The sequence below is a fragment of the Campylobacter sp. GTC17093 genome (assembly GCF_055397635.1).
Genome location: NZ_AP038832.1, coordinates 1,210,685 through 1,229,303, shown reverse-complemented (window position 1 = coordinate 1,229,303; position 18,619 = coordinate 1,210,685). Strand labels below are relative to the sequence as shown.

Genomic DNA, 18,619 nt, shown 5'->3' with positions numbered 1-18,619 from the left:
AGCCTTACACTAAAAAAAGACTAAATATATAAATACTTAAAATTCCAGCTATTGCTATAACAAATGTCATGAGCGTTTGAGTTTTATAGCCTCTTGTTGTATCCATAGCGCTAAAATTAGTAACAACCCAGAAATAACTATCGTTTGCATGAGAAATACACATAGCACCGCAACCTATTGCCATTACACAAAGTGCTGCGCTCATGCTTGTAGTAAATCCTAAAACATTCATAACAGAATTTGGATCAAGGTATGAGCCCAAAATTGATGCAGTTGTTATAATCGCAACTGTTGATGAGCCTTGTGCTGTTTTTAAAACAGCTGCTATAATAAACGGAAAAAAGATACCAATGGAACTTATATAAAGCGCATTTTCTTTTATAAAAGTAACAAATCCGGCCTCAGATATAACTTTACCCAAAACTCCTCCAGCTGCAGTTATAAAAATGATAGGACCCACTACTCTTAAACTCTCTTCTGTTATCAAACTAAACTCATCAAGCTTTTTAGCTTCAGCTAGTTGATATACACCAAATAAAACACCAACCGTTAAAGCTATGATAGGAGCTCCTAAAAATTTAAGAAGTTCTCCTATAAATCCATCTATCTTTAAAATAGCCGCAAGTGAACCAAGTGTCATGAATAAAATTGGTGCTAAGATTGGCATAATAGCGCTAAATCCGCTTGGTAAATGTTTAAATTCTCTCTTTAGCTCATCATAAGTCTTTATAAGTTCTTGCTTATCTTCTTGTAAAAATACTTTTTTATCTATAAATTTAGAAAAAAAGTACAAAACAAAAAGTATAGGTAAACTTACCATGATACCAACCAAAATAACCATTAACAAGTTATCTCCTGCACCTAAAGCTCCAGCAGCAGCTATTGGGCCTGGAGTAGGAGGTATTAAAACATGCGATATATAAAGTCCTCCACTTAATGCAACAGCCATACCAATTGGATTTGCACTAAGAATTTTTTGTGATATTGCTTTTCTAATAGGATTTAAAACAACATATCCACTATCGCAAAATACCGGTATTCCAACAATCCAGCCCATTATCATCATTGCCAAATTTGGTCTTTTTTCACCAACCAAACTTATAACCATATCAGCTAGTTTTAAAGCAGCGCCAGTTTTTTCAAGTATAGTTCCAATAAGAGCACCCAAAATAATAACTATACCAATACTTGAAAATATAGCGCTAAATCCGCTTCCAATAATGCTAGGAATTTTGTCTAAAGGAATTCCAACTGCAATAGCCAAAACCAAAGATACACACATTAAAGATAAAAAAGCATGTATTTTTAGTTTTGCTATCATATAGATAATAAGAATAATAGCTATAAAAAGCGCTATAAAAAGATAAGTCCCACTCATAATAAAATCTCCTAAGTATTTTAGTTAACTTAATAAAATACTAGCATTTTTAAACTAAATATTCAATTTAAGAAAACTTTGATACATCCCAAATAAGAGGTTTCAAGAAAGATTTAAAAATAAGATTTTACACTATTTGCCCAATTAATAATTCTTTTTTCATACTCTTTATCTCCATTAAAATCAACAGCTAACCCATAAAATTTGTTATCTTTATAAAATTCTGAGTTATTAAATTTATAGCCATTAAGCTCTGTTTGTCCTATAACATTTGCGCCTTTTATCTTTTCTAAAAACTCAGCCATGCCACCGCAAAAATGCTCTCCGTGTCTTTCTTGATTTCCAATACCTACAAGCGCTACAGTTTTTGACTCTAAAGTTGCATCTTCTAAAATATCAAGTTTATCTCGCCAATCAGGATTTAAGGCACCATCTCCGTAAGTTGAAGATGCAAAGATAAAATTATCATACTTACTAAAAACTTCAGATGTAAGATCTTTTGCATTTAATATATCAAAATCAAGTTCTCTTGCTATTATCTCACTAACCGTCTTAGTAGCACCTGCTTTTGATGCATATATAATCAAACCTTTTGCCATGATTTTTCCTTTAAATTTTATTTTTTGTTATTATATAAAAATAAAATAAATGATATCTCTTTTAACATTATTTAAAATTTAGAAAAATTAGCTAAAATAATTTAATTTAAAATATGGAGAATATTATGGTAGAAGTTGAGTTTCTAGGTCCTATAAAACAAGAAAAAATATTCTTAGATATATCAAGCTTAAAAGAATTGAAAGAAGTTTTATTAAAAGAAAAAAGCTTAAAAGAGTGGCTGGAAATTTCAAGCGTTGCAGTCAATGATAAAATGGTAACCTCTTTAGATATAGAGTTAAAAGATGGAGATAAAATATCTATTTTACCGCCAGTTTGTGGTGGATAATTAGGAAAAATATGCAAAAAATTATAACTGATATAGAAATTTACAATGGAAATTTGGATAGCTCTAAAATTTATAACACTTGGTATGATAAATTTAAAGATGCAAACTACGGTGCACTCATAACATTTACTGGAATTGTCAGAGATGAAGGCGGAATATCCGCTCTTAGTTTTGATATATATGAGCCAATCCTTAGATCTTGGTATCAAAAATGGGTAGAGATGGCTAGCGCTCAAGATGCATATGTGCTTTTTGCACATTCTCTTGGGGATGTAAAAGTTCATGAGTGTTCATACATAAGCGGTGTTGTAAGCAAGCAACGAAAATTTGGACTAAAATTAATAAATGACTTTGTTGAAGACTTTAAAGCAAACGCTCCAATTTGGAAATACGATGTTATAAATGGAAATAGAATTTATGCCCAAGAAAGATCTCATAAACTGCCAAGTGCTGGACTTTTAAGTTAAGGAATAAAATGAAATTTAAATCATATGAAGAAACACTAAATAAGCTAAAAGATTCTATCAAACCTTGGAATAAAATACAAAAAGTTAGTATAACTTCAGCGCTAAATAGAATATTAGCAGTAGATATAATTGCCAAAGACAATTACCCAACAAACGAAACATCTGCAATGGATGGATATGCTTGCAAATTTAGTGATATAGATCTTGGAAAACTTAAAATTCTAGGAGACATTCCAGCTGGAACAAATATCTCTGATATAAGTTTAAATAATGGTGAGTGCATAAAAACTTTCACTGGCTCACTAATGTGCAAAAATAGCGATACACTTATACCTATAGAAAATGTAGATGTAAAAGACGGATATATCATCATAAATAAAAGTGTAAAGCAAGGTTTTGCTGTAAGAAAAATTGGTGAAAGCTATAAAAAAAATGATACCTTGTTAAAAAAAGGTACAAAACTAAGCTACTCAGAAATCGCTCTACTTGCTGAGCTTGGAGAGTTTCATGTATCTGTTTTCATGCGCCCAAAAATAGGCGTTTTGGCAACTGGAAGCGAGATAAGAGACCTTGGGGAACCACTTGAAACTGCTGCTCAAATTCATAGCTCAAATCATATAGCAATTGCTTCCATGCTTGAACTCATGGGATGTGAAACTGTTATTTTGCCAATTGTAAAAGATGATGAACTCCTAGTTAAAGAAGCTATAATAAATGGCATAAAAAGCTGCGATATGCTTATAACAACTGGAGGAGTTAGCGTTGGGGATTATGATTTTGTAAAATCATCTCTTAAAGAAAACTGCGAAATTATAGTAGATGGTGCAGCTATAAAACCAGGTAGACATATAAAGATAGCTAAATTTGACAATAAATACATATTTGCACTGCCAGGTTTTCCTTACTCTGCCATGGTAATGTGTGTTTTATATGTAAGAGTTGTTATAAACAAGCTTTTATGTATAGACGAAAGAAATGAGTTTGAAGCTATTTTGTGCGAAGATTATCCTAAAAAAACAGAGTTTTTAGAATTTAGTGCTTGCGATTTAATATATAAAGAGGGCAAAGTTTATGCAAGTGTACAAAATAAAAAAAGTGGCTCAAGTGCTATAGTAAACAACTTAAATGATAATGCAGCTTTACTTATTTGCCCATTAGAAAAAACAGATGGTCTTAAAAAAGGAGAGATAATTAAAGTCTTAAAAATGCCATAAGGAGCCAAAAGCTCATAAAAATTACTTTTTATCGATAAAAAGTCCTGCCCAAGTTTGAGTTGTAGCCATAACCTCAACAGAGTTTATATTTGCCCTACTTGGCATATTTATACAATTTAGCACAATAGTAGCTATATCTTCGGCTCTTAAATATTCAGTATTTTCATACACACTATCTGCTTTTACTTGATCACCTTTAAATCTTACCATACTAAACTCTGTTTTTGCAATACCTGGCTCAATATTTGTAACTCTTATATTTGTACCTTTTAAATCGTTTCTTAAATTAAAACTAAGCTGTCTAACAAAAGATTTTGTCGCACCATAAACATTACTACCAGGATATGGCCAGTTTCCAGCAACTGATCCAAGATTAAATACATAACCACTTTTTCTATCTTTCATGATAGGTAAAACTGCTTTGGTAATATAAATAAGTCCTTTTATATTTGTATCTATCATAGTTTCAAAATCTTCAAGTAACGCATCTATAAAACTATCTTGCCCTAAAGCAAGACCAGCATTGTTTACTAAAATTTCTATGTCGCTAAATTTCTCAGGGATACTTTTAACAGCTTCAAAAACACGGGATTTATCGCGTATATCAAGAGTCATGGTATAAATATTTTCATATCCAAGTTCATTTGCAAGAGCCTTTAGTTTCTCTTCTCTTCTTCCTAAAAGTATAAGTTTATAGCCATTTTTAGCAAGAAGTCTTGATATTGCCTCACCAAAGCCTGAGGTTGCTCCTGTTATAAAAGCTGTTCCCTTCATGGTTTTCTCCTTATTTTAGTAGAATTAAAATAGTGTATTTTGATCATTTTTTTGATTTAAAGAATCAATCAAATCATTTTTTTCGCAATACACCAAAGCATAGTAAAAGTTGTTTAAATTTTGTAAAGCATTTAATGATGTAAAGCGAAAATCAACATCTATACTTGTTCCAAGATTATGGGGTGCACATATAATTATATTTCCACTAAATTTAGAGCGTAAAAAATTAGCTTCTATTTCAAACAAAAATGGATCGTTTTCAACGATAAAAGCTCTATAACTATCACCAAAAGGCTTAATATTATAAAATTTATCCACAAATATAGGCTCAAAATGCCCATCTATGCTCAGATCTTTTGGGATTTTAAAAGAAATTTCAAATTTATTTAAATATTTTATGAGCCCTGCAAGTGACCTTAGAAAAACTTTAGGATATGTTATGTTTTGATAATACACATCATCGCAAACAAAACTTAGATAAAAAAGAGAGTTCTCAGATACATTTTGGGCATCTTCATCGCTCCAAACCGTATCATAAAAAGCTGTAGTTTTTTGAAGAAGCTTTTCATCATCACTAAAAAATATATCACTTTCATTTGCGTTCATAATATCCAAAAATCGCTTTTTAAAATCGCTTTTTAAAATCTTAGCTTTTTTATCTAACGAAATTTTACAAAGTGTGGCGTATTGAACTGTATTTAAAACGCTAAATTTAAGCTTTTTATAACACGCTACAAAGCGAATTAGCCTAGTTAGAGCGGTTTTTAAATTGCCAACTTTCATGATAGCAATCTCATCATTTGCAACAGCAGTGTCGTACTCACAAATGATAGCATAAGCGCCACATTCTATAGCTTTTTTTATATCTTCATCGCTATTGTTTGTTGCTATAAAAGCACACTGATCTTTACACTCTTTTAAATCAAAACAAAAGCCATTTACGGCTGAAATTTTGGGCTTATTTAAAAGCTCTGCATTTAAAAGTCCGCAAAGATTTACTATATTCATCCTACTACTGCACCATTTTGTACTTTTGCATGAACTCCAAGGAGTGTTAAACTTCCATCTTCTGCACTTAATATCATTCCCTCGGATAGATGTTTAAAAATCTTTCTTGGCTTTAAATTTACTAAAACACAAATTTGCCTTCCAATCAAATCTTTTGGATTGTAATATTTTGCGATACCTGAAATGATTTGTCTTGGTTTTTCTTCACCTAAATCAATGCCGAATTTAAGCAATTTATCACTACCTTCAATATTATCACATTCCAATATAGTTCCAACTTTTATAACGCATTTTTTAAAATCATCTATCTCTATAAAATCATCTTTTTGCTGTTCTAGGGCTTCTTGTTTTGGTTCTGGTCTAGCTAAAAGCTCATTTTCAACCTTTACAAAAAGTGGATCGGTTTTTCTAGCTTTAAAATTTAGTAAATTTTTAGATTTTATAACACTTTCGTAAGTTTTTGTATTTATCTCAAAACCCAAAACTTCTGCTATTTTAAGAGCGCTTTTTGGCATAGAAGGGTAAAGCAAAATTGCAACTTTTGCAAGTAAATTAGCACAAAGTGCAACCAAAGCTAACGCTTCATCATTTTTAGAGTTTTTCATCAGATTCCAGGGCTCATATTTTGCTATAACGCCATTTGCAACAGATAATATTTTCCAAAGCTCTTCTAAGTATCTGTTGGTTGCAACTTCATTTAGAGCTGCAATTGCATTTTCTACGAAGCTATCTATGCTATCAAACTCATCTTTATAAAATTTCAAAACATCTTTTGAATTGATATCATAATCACTATATTTTGAGCTCATTCCCACAATTCTACTTAGTAAATTTCCAAGCTCGTTTGAAAGGTCACTATTTATCCGATCTATCAATGCTTTTTGAGAAAAATCTCCATCTTGTCCAAATGGCACTTCTCTAAGTAAAAAGTATCTAAAACACTCTTTTCCATAAGCATCTGCAACTTCTTTTGGATTTACAACATTTCCTAAAGATTTGCTCATTTTTACGCCATCTCTTGTCCACCAGCCATGCGCTGCAATGTGCTTTGGCAAAGGTAAATTTAGGCTCATCAAAAACGCAGGCCAATAAACTGCGTGAAATCTTAGTATGTCTTTTCCAACAACATGTAAAGCCTCATCCCAGTATCCCATCTTTTCATTATTTAAGCTGTATCCAAGAGCCGAAAGATAGTTTAACAAAGCATCAAGCCAAACATACATCACATGTTTCTCATCTTTGATATTTTGCGGTAATTTTATGCCCCAATCAAAACTCGTTCTTGTTATTGATAAATCTTTTAATCCAGCTTTTACAAAATTTATAATTTCATTTTTTTTGTTTTTTGGGATAATGCAATCTTCACTTTGTTCATACCATTTTATAAGCTCATCTTGGTATTTTGAGAGTTTAAAAAAGTAGCTTTCTTCTTTTACAAGACTTGTTTTTCTACCGCAATCAGGACAACACTCATCATCTAAAAGCTGAGTTTGTGGGAAAAACGCCTCACAGCTAACACAATAATACCCTTCGTATTCGCCCTTATAAATGTCACCCTTTTCATACATTTTATTAAAAGCATTTTGAACAGTTTTTATATGATAATCATCAGTTGTTCTTATAAAATGATCATATTCTATCTCAAAATAATCCCATAAATCTTTAAAATTAGCACTTATCTCGTCTGCGTATTTTTTAGGCGTAAAACCTTTTTTTTCAGCAGCTTGTTCTATTTTTTGTCCATGCTCATCAGTTCCTGTTAAAAAATATGTATCATGGCCTTGAAGTCTATAAAATCTAGCTAGCGTATCACAAACTATCGTAGTGTAAGCATGCCCAATGTGCGGAACATCATTTACATAATAAATTGGCGTTGTAATGTATCTTTTTTCCATTTTTTCTCCTAAAAATCAAAGCCGCCGCTTTGTCCTTTTATCATACTTTGATAAGTTGCATCTACATAATCTTTTCTAGTTTGACACTCATACATTTTATCACATTTCATGCAACTATCAAGATTTTTAGAACTTTGACACTCTTTTAAAATTTTGAGCTTTTCCTCAAAATTTTGTTCATAAATGTCCTTTTTATTGTTGTTTTCTTCACCCATACACTAATTTCCATAATACTCATGCATTTTATTTATCTCATAGTTTGAGCCAAAAAAACATGGGGTTGTTTGATGAATAGCTAAAACTTCTAAATTTAATAAAGAGCTATTTTTTCCATCGCTTGTTTTTCCACCAGCTTTTTCATAAATATAAGCAAAAGGTAAAACTTCAAAAGTAAGTCTTAGCTTCCCATTTGGCGTATCACTTGTAGATGGATAACTAAAAAGTCCGCCACCTTTTAGCAAAATTTGGTGCAAATCGCTAACCATAGCGCCACTATATCTTAACCTATACCCTTCATCAAATAGTGATTTGATAAAATTTCTATGAGTATCGCTCCAACCTTTTTGTGTTGCCCCTGTTGCATTTAGTTTGCCTTTTTCGCCAAGTACTAAATCTTTTATAAAAACAAACTCCGAGTCTTTGTTAAGTCTATAAAACTTAACTTTATCAGTTGCAATTACAAGCTCCAATCTAGGTCCGTATATACTATAAACTGCGGCTTTTAGATTTTTTGGAGAAATTTCATTTTCATAAATGGCAAAAATAGATCCAACTGCAAAATTTACATCTACAAGCGAGCTTCCATCAAGTGGATCATAAGCAACAATAAATTTGCCATTTTCATTAATGCTTAAAGCCTCATCTTTTTCTTCACTTACTAAAGATTTTATATTTATTTTTGAAAATTCTTCTGTTATAATATTATCACTTAAAACATCTAATTTTAACTGTGTATCACCTGTCGAGTTTTGATTGTGAGTATAGCCAAGATCCGAGTATTTTAAAGCATCTCCTATACGAATTGTTGCCTTTTTTATAGTGTCAAAAATTTCTTGCATATGTCTTCCTTATCTTTTCAAACTTTTTTTGCATTATTTTTTATCCAACTGCAAATTTCTTCAGCGTTATTTATGTTTAAATTCGGCAAATTGGTATCAAATTTTATATCATTTGTTACAATCACATCCGAAAAAGATAGATAGCTCTCATCTATTTTATCTCTAAAGACAGATATTCTTGGTAAAGGTAGAGTCTTTAACCCCTCAACTATCAAGATATCAAAATCCCCTAGCATTTTTATAACATCGTCTAGGTCTTTTTTTTCTTGTGAAAAATAAGTGCTTCTTGTTGGACTAAGCACTACAACATCTGCTCCAATTTCGCTAAATTTATAACTATCTTTACCTTCTACATCAAATCTAGCTTTATCCGCTGGATCATGTTTTATAACTACAACTTTTAATTTTTCTTCTAAAAAAATCTTTGCAACTTTTATTATAAGTGTAGTTTTTCCACTATTTGAAGGTCCAGAAAATGCAACTGCTAATCTTTTCATATCTATCCTACATTAAATTTTATGATTTTATCACATCTAATATAAAAAAGTATTTATATTATAAAACACACTTTAACTTAGAAAAATTTTGTAAATCAAAATGTCAAATAAATGTTTGTTTTTATAAGTTATAATTTCTAAAATTACTTTTATAAGGAGAAAAAATGCCAAATTACAAGTTGTTTTCTATACCTCACGATAATAGAATAGAGTTAAAAGATAAAATAAGCTTCAACAGGCTGTGAAGTTTCTATAAATGAACTTCCAAGCAATGCTAGTGTTCCATTTGTTCATACTCATAAACAAAATGAGGAAGTTTATATGGTTTTGCAAGGTGATGGAAAATTATATATAGATGGCGAAGAGCTAGACATAAAAACAGATGATATTTTTAAAATCTCTCCAAACGGGCAAAGATGTATAAAAGCTGGAAATAAAGGTATAAAATATATCTGCATACAAGCTAAAGAAAATAGCCTTACACAATACACAGCAACAGGTGGCATAATAATAGAAAATACAAAACCAATCTGGTTATAAATTTAAGATGCTCAAATTTGAGCATCAACTCATTTTGTTCTTTAAAAATGAGTTATAAAAATTTCGCTTTGAAATTTGATATAAACTTTGAACTATAGTTAAAAAACTATCCTTATATTTGTTATGAGAAATATCTGTTTTGACAATGTCTTTTTCATTAAAAGTTAAATTTGTAGTTAGTTTGCCAACATTTTTTATAAGATGTGCATCGCTTGATGCAAATGCAAGTTTATTTTTTTGTTTGCAAAGAATATGCGCTAAAATGTTTGACTTTTTGCTTTGAGAGGCATTTATGCACTCTAAACCATCACAAAACTCTAGCATTTTTTCACCAAGATTTATATCACTAAAAATATTTTTATACAAAACTCCAAAAGGATGCGGTATGATAGCTAAAAATATGCCATATTTATGCTTTAAATTTATGTCTAAAAACTCAATCATATGTCTATTTATGCGAGTCATTCTAGAAGTTTTAAATGGCTTTATCTCGTTTTCATAAAACCCTTTTGCATAATTTTCATCTTTAAAATACATCAGCATTTCTTTACCCTCTTTTGTACCAAGCTCCACACCAATAATAAAAGGAATTTTAGCTTTTTTTGCTATACGAGAAGCAATTATGCTACCCCTTAGTTCATTGTGATCTGTTATAGAAATACCGATATTTAGCTCTTTAGCTCTGTTTAAAATTTCTCTAACATTTGCCTTGCCATCAGAAAAATTTGAATGCATGTGTAAATCATAGTTCATATCTTATTATATCTAACATAGTAAAATATCTTTTAAGGAGATAGTTAATGGAAAATTTTATCCCATGGCTTTTTTCATTTGAGCATATTTATATGGTTATATTAGTTATATTTTCGCTCTCCATTTTGATATCAAATAAATCTTCTGGAGATACTGCTGCTTGGCTTTTAGCTATTTGTCTTATACCTGTTTTTGGGATAATTGCTTATTTACTTTTTGGTATAAACTGGAGACAAAGAAAGTTTATAAACAAAAAAAGGAAAAAAAATAAAACCGATACAATTTCTATATTAAGTGCAAATTTTAGCAAATATGATAGTGAAATGATTTTTTCTAAAAATTCAGCACAAAAAAAGGATTTACAAAAATTTCAAAACGATGAAACATTATCTGAAAACAACAAATCTATCATAAGATTGCTTTACAGATGCGAAAAAACTCTTCCTTGTTATAATCAAAGTTATGAAATTTACTACAGTGGAAAAGACGCATATACTAGCCTTATAAATGATTTAAAAAATGCTTCTCAATCAATATATATGGAATATTATATTTGGCATTCAGATAAACTTGGCACAAAAATTAAAAATATATTATTGGAAAAAGCAAAAGAAGGACTAGAAATAAAACTTATTTTTGACGGCCTTGGCTCATTTAGAACTATAAGTAAAATTTATAGAGATGAATTAAAAAGTGCTGGAGTTGAATTTTTATACTTTTTAGATATAAAAACATCCATACTAAAACTAAATTATAGAAATCATAGAAAAATGACTATTATAGATCACAATATCGTTCATACGGGTGGAATGAACTTAGCTGATGTGTATATAAATGGCGGTGATGATTTTGAGAAGTGGAGAGATACAAATATAAGATTAAGTGGCGATATTTTTGCTTATTATCTTGCGATTTTTATGACCGATTGGCTAAACAGTGGCGGAGAGAAAAATTTTGCACATTTAAGCGAAGATCTAATAAAGAGAAAAAAAAATGAAAGAAAAGATGGATTTTTAGCTCAAGTTAGTTCAAGTGGTCCTGATAGCAACTACCCTAGTTTAAAATATTTATACACAAAAATTATAGACGATACAAAAAATGAAATTCTTATCCAAACTCCTTATTTAATACCAACTGATAGCATATTAATCCAGCTTAAAATAGCAGCATTATCATCAAAAAAAGTAAAAATTATGATTACGGACAAAACCGATAATATTGTTACAAAATGGGTTACAAAGACTTACATTGAAGAACTACTAAGATGTGGTGTAGAAATTTATAGTTATAAAAAAGGGTTTTTACATAGTAAAGTTTTAATATGCGATGATGATTTAAGTACAATAGGAACATGCAATTTTGATAATAGAAGTTTTAATATAAATTATGAAATCAATACTATTTTTTATGATAAAAATATAAACTTTGAACTAAAAACACAATTTTACAAAGATTTAAAAGAGTGCACACAACTAACTACTAATAATCTTAAAAAAGATCGTTTTTTTGGAAAAATCAGAAACTCGATTTTTAAACTTATTGGACCTTTATTGTAAATAAAATAAACATAAATTTATATTTGTAATAAATCAAATTTTAAGCAAAATTAAAGCCATAAAAAAGGATAATTTAATTTCGTAATTTTAAAAATACTTGGCATATAAATAATAAAAACCAAGCAAAATATCGAAATAACGTTAATCTCTACACTTATCAAAAGAGAAAAAACCAACACAATTTATATCAAAAGGTTTTATATATGAAAAAAGTTTTTTTATTTGCAATTCTCCCAATTTTTGCTTTTGCAAATGAAAATGCACAACTTTATGGCGCATGGACATTATTACCGCCATTACTAGCCATAGGACTTGCATTTATAACAAAAAATGTAACCTTGTCACTATTTATTGGCGTTTTCAGTGGTGGATACCTAATAGCACTAAACAATAACTCTATCATAAAATCATTTGTATCAGCATTTGGTAACATATCAATGAGAATTATTACCTCAATGGCCGATAAATGGAATGCAGGAATTATGCTACAAGTATTGTGCATAGGTGGACTAATAGCACTTGTTACAAAAATGGGTGGAACTAAAGCTATTGCCATTTGGTTAAGCCAAAAATCAAAAAATAGATCTTCTGTACAAATTTCAACATGGCTTATGGGACTTTTTGTATTTTTTGACGATTATGCAAATTCACTTATCGTTGGTCCTATTATGAGATCAGTTACGGATAAATTTAAAATTTCAAGAGAAAAACTAGCCTTTATAATAGATTCAACCGCAGCTCCCGTTACTGGAATAGCAGTTGTTTCAACCTGGGTTGGATTAGAAATTTCTCTTATAAAAGATGCATACCATATAATAGGTATAACAAATATAAATGCATTTACAATTTTTGTTCAAACCTTACCATATAGGTTTTACAATATTTTCATGTTATTTTTTGTGTTTTGTATAGCATATTTTGGTAGAGATTTCGGCCCTATGCTTAAAGCAGAAAGAAGGGCAAAAGAAGGACTAATAGATCAAAAAGAATACAAAATATCAAACATAGACGATCAAACATTAGAAGCAAAAAGTGGCATAGATCTTAAAATATCAAATGCACTAATACCTGTACTTATCTTGATATTAGGTTCTTTTATAGGCTTTTATCTAAATGGTCTAAGTTCACTACAAGGGGAAGTTTTAGAAAAAGTAAAAAATGCTCCATTTAGCTTTTTTGCTCTTAGAGAGACATTTGGAGCAGCCGATGCATCTGTAGTGCTTTTTGAATCAGCTCTTTTTGCATCAGTTGTAGCTATTTTTATGGGGATATATAGAAAAATATTTAGTATCCAAGAAGCAATAGACACATGGATAAAAGGTTGGCAAAGCATGATTATAACTATAGTAATATTGCTCCTTGCATGGTCTTTAAGTTCAGTTATAAAAGAGCTTGGAACTTCTGCTTATCTAGTATCTATTCTTAGTGGACATACTCCGCATTTTATTTTGCCTGTATTTATATTTATACTAGGAAGCTTTATATCATTTTCTACTGGCACAAGCTACGGAACTATGGGAATTTTGATGCCTCTTGCCATACCTTTAGCATCTGCTATTGGAAATGCTAGTGGCTTTGAAACAGTCTCGCTACATACATATATGGTTTTAAACATCAGTGCTGTTTTGACAGGAGCTATATTTGGTGACCACTGCTCCCCGATATCAGATACAAGTATACTCTCTGCTATGGGATCAAATTGTGATTTAATGAAGCACATAACAACCCAGTTTCCATACGCAATTAGCGTTTGTGCGATAAGTATAGTTGCCTATATAGTAACAGCACTTGGTCTAAATGTTTGGCTAACTTTACTATTAGGATCAATAAGTGTAATTTTATTAGTAAGATTTGTTGGCAAAAAGGTTTAATTTGGATTGTAAATATTTTGGAGAGTGTGGTAGTTGCACAAAAAATAAACCTTATGAAAAGCAACTCGAAGATAAATTAATATATATAAAAAATTACTTTAGCGACCTTTACGGCGATGAAATAGAATCTTTTTCATCGCCAAAAGCTGGCTATAGAATACGATCCGAATTTAGCATCTATCATGAAAATAATAAAGCAAACTATGCAATGAATGGCAAAAATGAGCGTTTTTTAATAATAAATAAATGTCAAAAGGTTGATAACAAGATAGCTGATTTAATGCCAAAAATCCTTGATATTATAAATCAAAATGAAAATTTAAGGACAAAGCTTTTTGGAATAGAGTTTATAACAACTAAATTTCAAACTCAAGCCATTTTACTCTATCATAAAGATATTTTTACAATAAATAGCGAGCTTGAAAAATTTGCAAATGAGCTTGGAATTTCAATTATTGCAAGATCTAGAAAGAAAAAACTAGTTTTTAATGGCGAGATATTACAAGAAGAGCTTATAATAAATAATAAAGCATTTTTATATAACCTAAGCGAAGGTGCTTTTCTACAGCCCAATAAAATTGTAAATCAAAAAATGATTTCTTGGGCTATGAATAATGTAAAAAACACGCAAGATCTTCTTGAGATGTATTGTGGACACGGAAATTTCACAATTCCTCTTTCCTTGAAATTTAAAAAGGTTTTAGCCACTGAAATTTCTAAAAAATCTATAGCAAATGCTATAACAAATTGTGAGTTAAATAGTGCAAAAAATATAAATTTTGTTCGCTTAGATGCAAATGAACTAATAGATGCATTTGATGGTAGAAAATTCAATAGATTAAAAGACATAAACCTAAATGAGTTTAATTTCTCTCATCTTTTAGTTGACCCACCTCGCGCTGGACTTAGCGATGAAGTTTGCAAATTTGGGACCAAATTTAAAAATATAATTTATATCTCTTGCAACCCAACTACCCTAAAAAGAGATATTCTAAAACTATCTAGAACTCATAAAATACTCAAATTTGCAATATTTGATCAATTTGCAAACACAGATCATATAGAATGTGGAGTTATTCTTGAATCATGAAAAAAGAATGCGAAAAACTTTGGGCAACACAAAAGTATTTAGTATTAAGCAAATCCCAAAAAATCTATAATGATATAAGAGAGTATCTTAAATCAGATGATGTAAATTTAGAAATTTTAAAAAATAAAATTTCTTTAGCTTTAAATTTAAAAGAAGATAAATCCCAAATATTAAACTCTTTGGAGCATATCTGGGGTTATTTTAAAAAGCAAGCTAAACCAGATGAGAAGAATAAATTTTTCTTTCTACTTGGTGAATACAAACTCTCTAAAATAAATAAAAGCGAGGTTTTTTACTTTTTACAAGAACTTCTTACTGTTTATCCAAATGAGTATTTGAAAAACTCAAGTATTTTTGATTTTTATAAAAGATAAATTAATGAGACTTTGGCACGAAGAATTAATCCATGTTTTACCAAGAGCTCAACTTTTAGGACAACATAGAGAGTGTTGCGCATTAAGGGGAAATGGCTGGGGTAAAAAACACTCTACTGTAGAGTATGTATTTAGATATAATCCAAATAAGCTATTTTTATATCACTCTTTAGTGATGTCATAAATGACAAAAAGAGGTTATAATATAGACAAAAAATGGCTAGACCCAACATATCGTGGTAAAAAATCTGCCCCCTATCTAGCATTAGAAATTCCACCAAACTCGCCTCATCCAATCTATAATGAACACGATAAATCATATTTAAAAGAGTGCCTTGAAAATTTAAAACAAAAAAATATCTTTTTATAATTTATATCTATAAGTCATATTTTGCTTAAATTAAATTAATTTTAATATGATAAAATTTGTATTCAAAAGGAAAATTATGGATATAAAGCAAATTTTAGATAGTGCAAAAAACATAGCTATCATAGGACTTTCTCCAGATGAAGACAAGCCAAGCAATATGATTAGCAGATATCTTATAAAAGAAAATTATAATGTTTTTCCAATTTATCCCAAATTTGAAACAATTCTAAATCAAAAAGTGTATAGAAGCCTAGATGAAATAAAAGAACATATAGATATAGTAGTTATGTTTAGAAAAGGTGTATATGCAAAAAATTTAATAAAAGAGTGCATTGAAAATAAAGTAAAAACTCTTTGGCTACAACTTGGTATAACAAACAAAGAAGCTAGGGAAATAGCTAGTCAAAATGACATAAATTTTATAGAAGATAGATGTATAATGGTAGAGCACAAACTAATAAAAGGAAAACAATGGTAAGTTTAAACAAAATAATACAAGCAAAAAGAACTATTGATAAATTTATAAATAAAACTCCATGTGCTATAGCGCCAAAATTAAGTCAAACATATGGTGCCAATATATATCTAAAAAAAGAAAATCTTCAAAGAACTGGAGCTTATAAAATTCGTGGCGCATATAATAAAATAGCAAATCTTACACAAGATGAAAAATCAAAAGGCGTTATCGCAGCAAGTGCAGGAAATCACGCACAAGGTGTAGCTATAAGCGCAAAAAGCTTTGATATGAGAGCTGTTATAGTTATGCCAGAAGCAACCCCCCTTCTTAAAGTTAGTGGTACGAAATCACTTGGAGCTGAAGTTATATTAAAAGGCGATAATTTCGATGAGGCTTATGCTTATGCACAACAATATGCAAAAGAAAATGGACTAATTTTTGTCCATCCTTTTGATGATGAATTTGTTGAAGCTGGACAAGGAACCATAGCGCTAGAAATGCTTGAAGATGTTAGCGATCTTGATATTTTAGTTCTTCCTGTTGGCGGAGGTGGTCTTGCAAGCGGAGTTGCTAGTTGTGTTAAACAGATAAATCCAAAAATAAAAGTTATAGCTGTTGGTGCAAAAGGTGCACCCGCTATGTTTGATAGCTTCAAGGCAAAAAAACAGATAAACTCAAAAAGTGTGCGAACAATAGCTGATGGTATCGCCGTAAGAGATGCGAGCAATATCACATTAAACCACATTTTAGAGTGTGTAGATGAGTTTGTTCAAGTTGATGACGAAGAGATAGCAAACGCCATACTTTATCTACTTGAAGAACAAAAAATAATTGTTGAAGGTGCAGGTGCTGTTGGAGTAGCTGCTATAATGAGCGAAAAATTTAAATACAAAAAAGGTAGTAACATTGGTATAATTTTAAGTGGCGGAAATATAGATGTGCAAATGTTAAATATTATTATCGAAAAAGGTCTTATAAAGTCTTACAGAAAAATGTATATAAATGTAACTCTTGTTGATAAACCAGGAGCTCTTATGGGATTAACAGATGTTTTAAAAAAAGCAAATGCGAATATAGTAAAGATTGATTATGATAGATTTTCAACTGAGCTTGATTATGGCGATGCTAGAATTTCAATAACGCTTGAGACAAAAGGCAAAACTCATCAAGATCTAGTTACAAGCAAGCTACATGATGCTGGATATGAATTTACACAAAAATACTAAGGGAGAAAATTATGGAAATTTTAACAATTATAGTTGCTTTTTTACTTGTTTTAAGTCTAACTTTTGTTTATAGACAATCAAAAGAACTTAAAGCTATGAATAAAAACAAACCGCAAGTTGAATCTAAAATAGTAGACTTTAAAAGCATTGGCGAGCTAAATGTTTTTCAAATTTATAGCAAAGAAATAGTTACCAAAAAATCAGATGGAATGAGCGGTTTATGGAAACCTCTTCTTGGCTGGTCACTTTCTAAAAAGCAAATTGCCATTATTTTTGGTTTTGAGATAAACTTTATTTATGATTTAAGAAGTTCCCAATTTAAGATAGAAGAATTTCAAAATGATGACTATAAAATCACAATGCCTCCATGCAAATATAAATACAGCATAACTGATATGAAAATTTATGATGAGAAAAACTCTAAATTTTTACCATTTTTACTTCCTGATTCTATAAATGGACTACTGGGAGTATCTTTTAGTGAAGATGATAAAAATAAACTCATAGATGAAGCTAAAAATGAAGTAAAAGCTCTATCTCTTTCAATGATAAAAAATCTAGAAACTAAAATTCACAAATCCGCAACAGATACACTAAGCGCAATAGCTAGAAGTTTTGGGGCTAAAAACGTGGAGTATGTATTTCAAGATAATAAAGCTGTAAGTTCCAAAGTTAAGCTAGATATACAAAACACACAAGAAGAACATATTGACTTGTAGGAAATAGTTCTACAAGCACTTTTTATTAAACCAATAAATCAAATCCTTGTAAATAAAATGAAATTTATAATGCTTGTACAAGTAATAAAATCACAATTTTTATAACATAGTATACCATATATTGGTTTATCTAAAAGCGTTAAATCTGAATATATAAAAAAATAAAATATCAATCTTTTAAACCATATAATGAAACTTATTTTCTTTCCTAAATTTTAAAAGTAGTTGAAAAAATTTATTGTATAATTATATATTTTCTAAAATAAATAACAATATGTGTAAAAAATAAACTTAATATTTATTTAAGCTAAAGAATAATATAGTATACGTTTTGGAATGTAAAATGGTGACCCCTACGAGATTCGAACTCGTGTTACCGCCGTGAAAGGGCGATGTCCTAACCGTTAGACGAAGGGGCCAATATAA

General features: G+C 30.0%; 22 protein-coding genes and 1 tRNA gene. 13 read left to right on the top strand and 10 right to left on the bottom strand.

Translation table 11 applies throughout. The features are described from left to right. Window positions 1–4 precede the first annotated feature (4 nt). Window positions 5–1,378 (bottom strand): GntP family permease, encoded by a 1,374-nt coding sequence (locus tag ACZ5VL_RS06455; protein ID WP_464198174.1) that lies wholly within the window; start codon window positions 1,376–1,378, stop codon window positions 5–7. Window positions 1,379–1,491: 113 nt separating this feature from the next. Then, window positions 1,492–1,977: a flavodoxin domain-containing protein gene (locus tag ACZ5VL_RS06450; protein ID WP_464198173.1), complete on the bottom strand. Its 486-nt coding sequence runs from the start codon at window positions 1,975–1,977 to the stop codon at window positions 1,492–1,494. A gap of 125 nt (window positions 1,978–2,102) precedes the next feature. Between ACZ5VL_RS06450 and ACZ5VL_RS06445 the strand changes: the two genes are divergently transcribed. From ACZ5VL_RS06445 to ACZ5VL_RS06435, 3 genes are read left to right on the top strand one after another with little or no spacing between them, the layout of a single operon-like run. Further along, window positions 2,103–2,324: a MoaD/ThiS family protein gene (locus tag ACZ5VL_RS06445; RefSeq protein ID WP_464198172.1), complete on the top strand. Its 222-nt coding sequence runs from the start codon at window positions 2,103–2,105 to the stop codon at window positions 2,322–2,324. A gap of 23 nt (window positions 2,325–2,347) precedes the next feature. After that, complete coding sequence (locus ACZ5VL_RS06440) at window positions 2,348–2,791, top strand: molybdopterin synthase catalytic subunit (RefSeq protein WP_464200280.1); 444 nt, start codon at window positions 2,348–2,350, stop codon at window positions 2,789–2,791. A gap of 8 nt (window positions 2,792–2,799) precedes the next feature. Further along, on the top strand, window positions 2,800–4,005 hold the full coding sequence (locus ACZ5VL_RS06435; protein WP_464198171.1) for a molybdopterin molybdotransferase MoeA: 1,206 nt from the start codon (window positions 2,800–2,802) through the stop codon (window positions 4,003–4,005). A gap of 21 nt (window positions 4,006–4,026) precedes the next feature. Here ACZ5VL_RS06435 and ACZ5VL_RS06430 read toward each other — a convergent pair whose 3' ends face one another. Genes ACZ5VL_RS06430 through mobB form a run of 6 tightly spaced genes read right to left on the bottom strand, consistent with a single transcriptional unit; the run spans window position 4,027 to window position 9,237 of the window. Then, window positions 4,027–4,779, bottom strand: coding sequence for an SDR family NAD(P)-dependent oxidoreductase (locus ACZ5VL_RS06430; protein WP_464198170.1), 753 nt, complete (start codon window positions 4,777–4,779; stop codon window positions 4,027–4,029). Between the two features lie 24 nt (window positions 4,780–4,803). Then, entirely contained in the window at window positions 4,804–5,787 is a 984-nt protein-coding gene (locus tag ACZ5VL_RS06425) for a ferrochelatase (RefSeq protein ID WP_464198169.1), read from the bottom strand. Beyond that, complete coding sequence (gene metG, locus ACZ5VL_RS06420; RefSeq protein WP_464198168.1) at window positions 5,784–7,682, bottom strand: methionine--tRNA ligase; 1,899 nt, start codon at window positions 7,680–7,682, stop codon at window positions 5,784–5,786. Before metG ends, ACZ5VL_RS06425 begins: the two co-directional genes overlap by 4 nt. An 8-nt stretch (window positions 7,683–7,690) precedes the next feature. Next, complete coding sequence (locus ACZ5VL_RS06415) at window positions 7,691–7,897, bottom strand: hypothetical protein (RefSeq protein WP_464198167.1); 207 nt, start codon at window positions 7,895–7,897, stop codon at window positions 7,691–7,693. Between the two features lie 3 nt (window positions 7,898–7,900). Further along, window positions 7,901–8,740, bottom strand: coding sequence for a class 1 fructose-bisphosphatase (locus ACZ5VL_RS06410; protein ID WP_464198166.1), 840 nt, complete (start codon window positions 8,738–8,740; stop codon window positions 7,901–7,903). A gap of 17 nt (window positions 8,741–8,757) precedes the next feature. Next, a complete protein-coding gene (gene mobB, locus ACZ5VL_RS06405) occupies window positions 8,758–9,237 on the bottom strand; it encodes a molybdopterin-guanine dinucleotide biosynthesis protein B (protein ID WP_464198165.1) in 480 nt (159 codons plus the stop codon). Window positions 9,238–9,558: 321 nt separating this feature from the next. On the opposite strand from mobB, the gene ACZ5VL_RS06400 reads away from it, so the two are divergent. Next, window positions 9,559–9,777, top strand: a complete 219-nt coding sequence (locus ACZ5VL_RS06400) for a cupin domain-containing protein (protein ID WP_464198164.1) — start codon at window positions 9,559–9,561, stop codon at window positions 9,775–9,777. A 24-nt stretch (window positions 9,778–9,801) separates the two neighbouring features. On the opposite strand, the gene ACZ5VL_RS06395 is transcribed toward ACZ5VL_RS06400, so the two are convergent. Next, complete coding sequence (locus ACZ5VL_RS06395) at window positions 9,802–10,530, bottom strand: PHP domain-containing protein (protein ID WP_464198163.1); 729 nt, start codon at window positions 10,528–10,530, stop codon at window positions 9,802–9,804. Between the two features lie 47 nt (window positions 10,531–10,577). Here ACZ5VL_RS06395 and cls point away from each other — a divergent pair, with 47 nt between their 5' ends. From cls to ACZ5VL_RS06350, 9 genes are all read left to right on the top strand, one after another. Then, window positions 10,578–12,086 carry a cardiolipin synthase gene (gene cls / locus ACZ5VL_RS06390; RefSeq protein WP_464198162.1) on the top strand — a complete coding sequence of 503 codons (1,509 nt, stop codon included), beginning with the start codon at window positions 10,578–10,580 and terminating at the stop codon, window positions 12,084–12,086. Window positions 12,087–12,289: 203 nt separating this feature from the next. Further along, a complete protein-coding gene (locus ACZ5VL_RS06385) occupies window positions 12,290–13,957 on the top strand; it encodes a Na+/H+ antiporter NhaC family protein (protein WP_464198161.1) in 1,668 nt (555 codons plus the stop codon). A gap of 1 nt (window position 13,958) precedes the next feature. Continuing rightward, window positions 13,959–15,047 carry a tRNA (uridine(54)-C5)-methyltransferase TrmA gene (gene trmA / locus ACZ5VL_RS06380; protein ID WP_464198160.1) on the top strand — a complete coding sequence of 363 codons (1,089 nt, stop codon included), beginning with the start codon at window positions 13,959–13,961 and terminating at the stop codon, window positions 15,045–15,047. After that, the gene (locus ACZ5VL_RS06375; RefSeq protein WP_464198159.1) at window positions 15,044–15,421 is read left to right on the top strand and encodes a DUF1722 domain-containing protein; all 378 of its coding nucleotides are present in this window, start codon (window positions 15,044–15,046) and stop codon (window positions 15,419–15,421) included. Before trmA ends, ACZ5VL_RS06375 begins: the two co-directional genes overlap by 4 nt. 4 nt (window positions 15,422–15,425) lie before the next feature. Next, a complete protein-coding gene (locus tag ACZ5VL_RS06370; RefSeq protein WP_464198158.1) occupies window positions 15,426–15,605 on the top strand; it encodes a pyrimidine dimer DNA glycosylase/endonuclease V in 180 nt (59 codons plus the stop codon). After that, window positions 15,606–15,791 (top strand): hypothetical protein, encoded by a 186-nt coding sequence (locus ACZ5VL_RS06365; RefSeq protein WP_464198157.1) that lies wholly within the window; start codon window positions 15,606–15,608, stop codon window positions 15,789–15,791. It abuts the gene before it with no gap. 76 nt (window positions 15,792–15,867) lie between these two features. Continuing rightward, entirely contained in the window at window positions 15,868–16,269 is a 402-nt protein-coding gene (locus ACZ5VL_RS06360) for a CoA-binding protein (RefSeq protein WP_464198156.1), read from the top strand. Then, on the top strand, window positions 16,263–17,474 hold the full coding sequence (gene ilvA, locus ACZ5VL_RS06355) for a threonine ammonia-lyase (protein WP_464198155.1): 1,212 nt from the start codon (window positions 16,263–16,265) through the stop codon (window positions 17,472–17,474). Before ACZ5VL_RS06360 ends, ilvA begins: the two co-directional genes overlap by 7 nt. A gap of 11 nt (window positions 17,475–17,485) precedes the next feature. Next, on the top strand, window positions 17,486–18,193 hold the full coding sequence (locus ACZ5VL_RS06350) for a DUF4230 domain-containing protein (RefSeq protein WP_464198154.1): 708 nt from the start codon (window positions 17,486–17,488) through the stop codon (window positions 18,191–18,193). A gap of 344 nt (window positions 18,194–18,537) precedes the next feature. On the opposite strand, the gene ACZ5VL_RS06345 is transcribed toward ACZ5VL_RS06350, so the two are convergent. Beyond that, window positions 18,538–18,612, bottom strand: a tRNA-Glu gene (locus ACZ5VL_RS06345). Between the last annotated feature and the right edge of the window lie 7 nt (window positions 18,613–18,619).

Coding starts and splice junctions, on each gene's coding strand:
- ACZ5VL_RS06455 (WP_464198174.1), bottom strand. CDS start 1,378: ATGAGTGGGACTTATCTTTTTATAGCGCTTTTTATAGCTATTATTCTT.
- ACZ5VL_RS06450 (WP_464198173.1), bottom strand. CDS start 1,977: ATGGCAAAAGGTTTGATTATATATGCATCAAAAGCAGGTGCTACTAAG.
- ACZ5VL_RS06445 (WP_464198172.1), top strand. CDS start 2,103: ATGGTAGAAGTTGAGTTTCTAGGTCCTATAAAACAAGAAAAAATATTC.
- ACZ5VL_RS06435 (WP_464198171.1), top strand. CDS start 2,800: ATGAAATTTAAATCATATGAAGAAACACTAAATAAGCTAAAAGATTCT.
- ACZ5VL_RS06430 (WP_464198170.1), bottom strand. CDS start 4,779: ATGAAGGGAACAGCTTTTATAACAGGAGCAACCTCAGGCTTTGGTGAG.
- ACZ5VL_RS06425 (WP_464198169.1), bottom strand. CDS start 5,787: ATGAATATAGTAAATCTTTGCGGACTTTTAAATGCAGAGCTTTTAAAT.
- metG (WP_464198168.1), bottom strand. CDS start 7,682: ATGGAAAAAAGATACATTACAACGCCAATTTATTATGTAAATGATGTT.
- ACZ5VL_RS06415 (WP_464198167.1), bottom strand. CDS start 7,897: ATGGGTGAAGAAAACAACAATAAAAAGGACATTTATGAACAAAATTTT.
- ACZ5VL_RS06410 (WP_464198166.1), bottom strand. CDS start 8,740: ATGCAAGAAATTTTTGACACTATAAAAAAGGCAACAATTCGTATAGGA.
- mobB (WP_464198165.1), bottom strand. CDS start 9,237: ATGAAAAGATTAGCAGTTGCATTTTCTGGACCTTCAAATAGTGGAAAA.
- ACZ5VL_RS06400 (WP_464198164.1), top strand. CDS start 9,559: ATGGTTTTGCAAGGTGATGGAAAATTATATATAGATGGCGAAGAGCTA.
- ACZ5VL_RS06395 (WP_464198163.1), bottom strand. CDS start 10,530: ATGAACTATGATTTACACATGCATTCAAATTTTTCTGATGGCAAGGCA.
- cls (WP_464198162.1), top strand. CDS start 10,578: ATGGAAAATTTTATCCCATGGCTTTTTTCATTTGAGCATATTTATATG.
- ACZ5VL_RS06385 (WP_464198161.1), top strand. CDS start 12,290: ATGAAAAAAGTTTTTTTATTTGCAATTCTCCCAATTTTTGCTTTTGCA.
- ACZ5VL_RS06375 (WP_464198159.1), top strand. CDS start 15,044: ATGAAAAAAGAATGCGAAAAACTTTGGGCAACACAAAAGTATTTAGTA.
- ACZ5VL_RS06370 (WP_464198158.1), top strand. CDS start 15,426: ATGAGACTTTGGCACGAAGAATTAATCCATGTTTTACCAAGAGCTCAA.
- ACZ5VL_RS06365 (WP_464198157.1), top strand. CDS start 15,606: ATGACAAAAAGAGGTTATAATATAGACAAAAAATGGCTAGACCCAACA.
- ACZ5VL_RS06360 (WP_464198156.1), top strand. CDS start 15,868: ATGGATATAAAGCAAATTTTAGATAGTGCAAAAAACATAGCTATCATA.
- ilvA (WP_464198155.1), top strand. CDS start 16,263: ATGGTAAGTTTAAACAAAATAATACAAGCAAAAAGAACTATTGATAAA.
- ACZ5VL_RS06350 (WP_464198154.1), top strand. CDS start 17,486: ATGGAAATTTTAACAATTATAGTTGCTTTTTTACTTGTTTTAAGTCTA.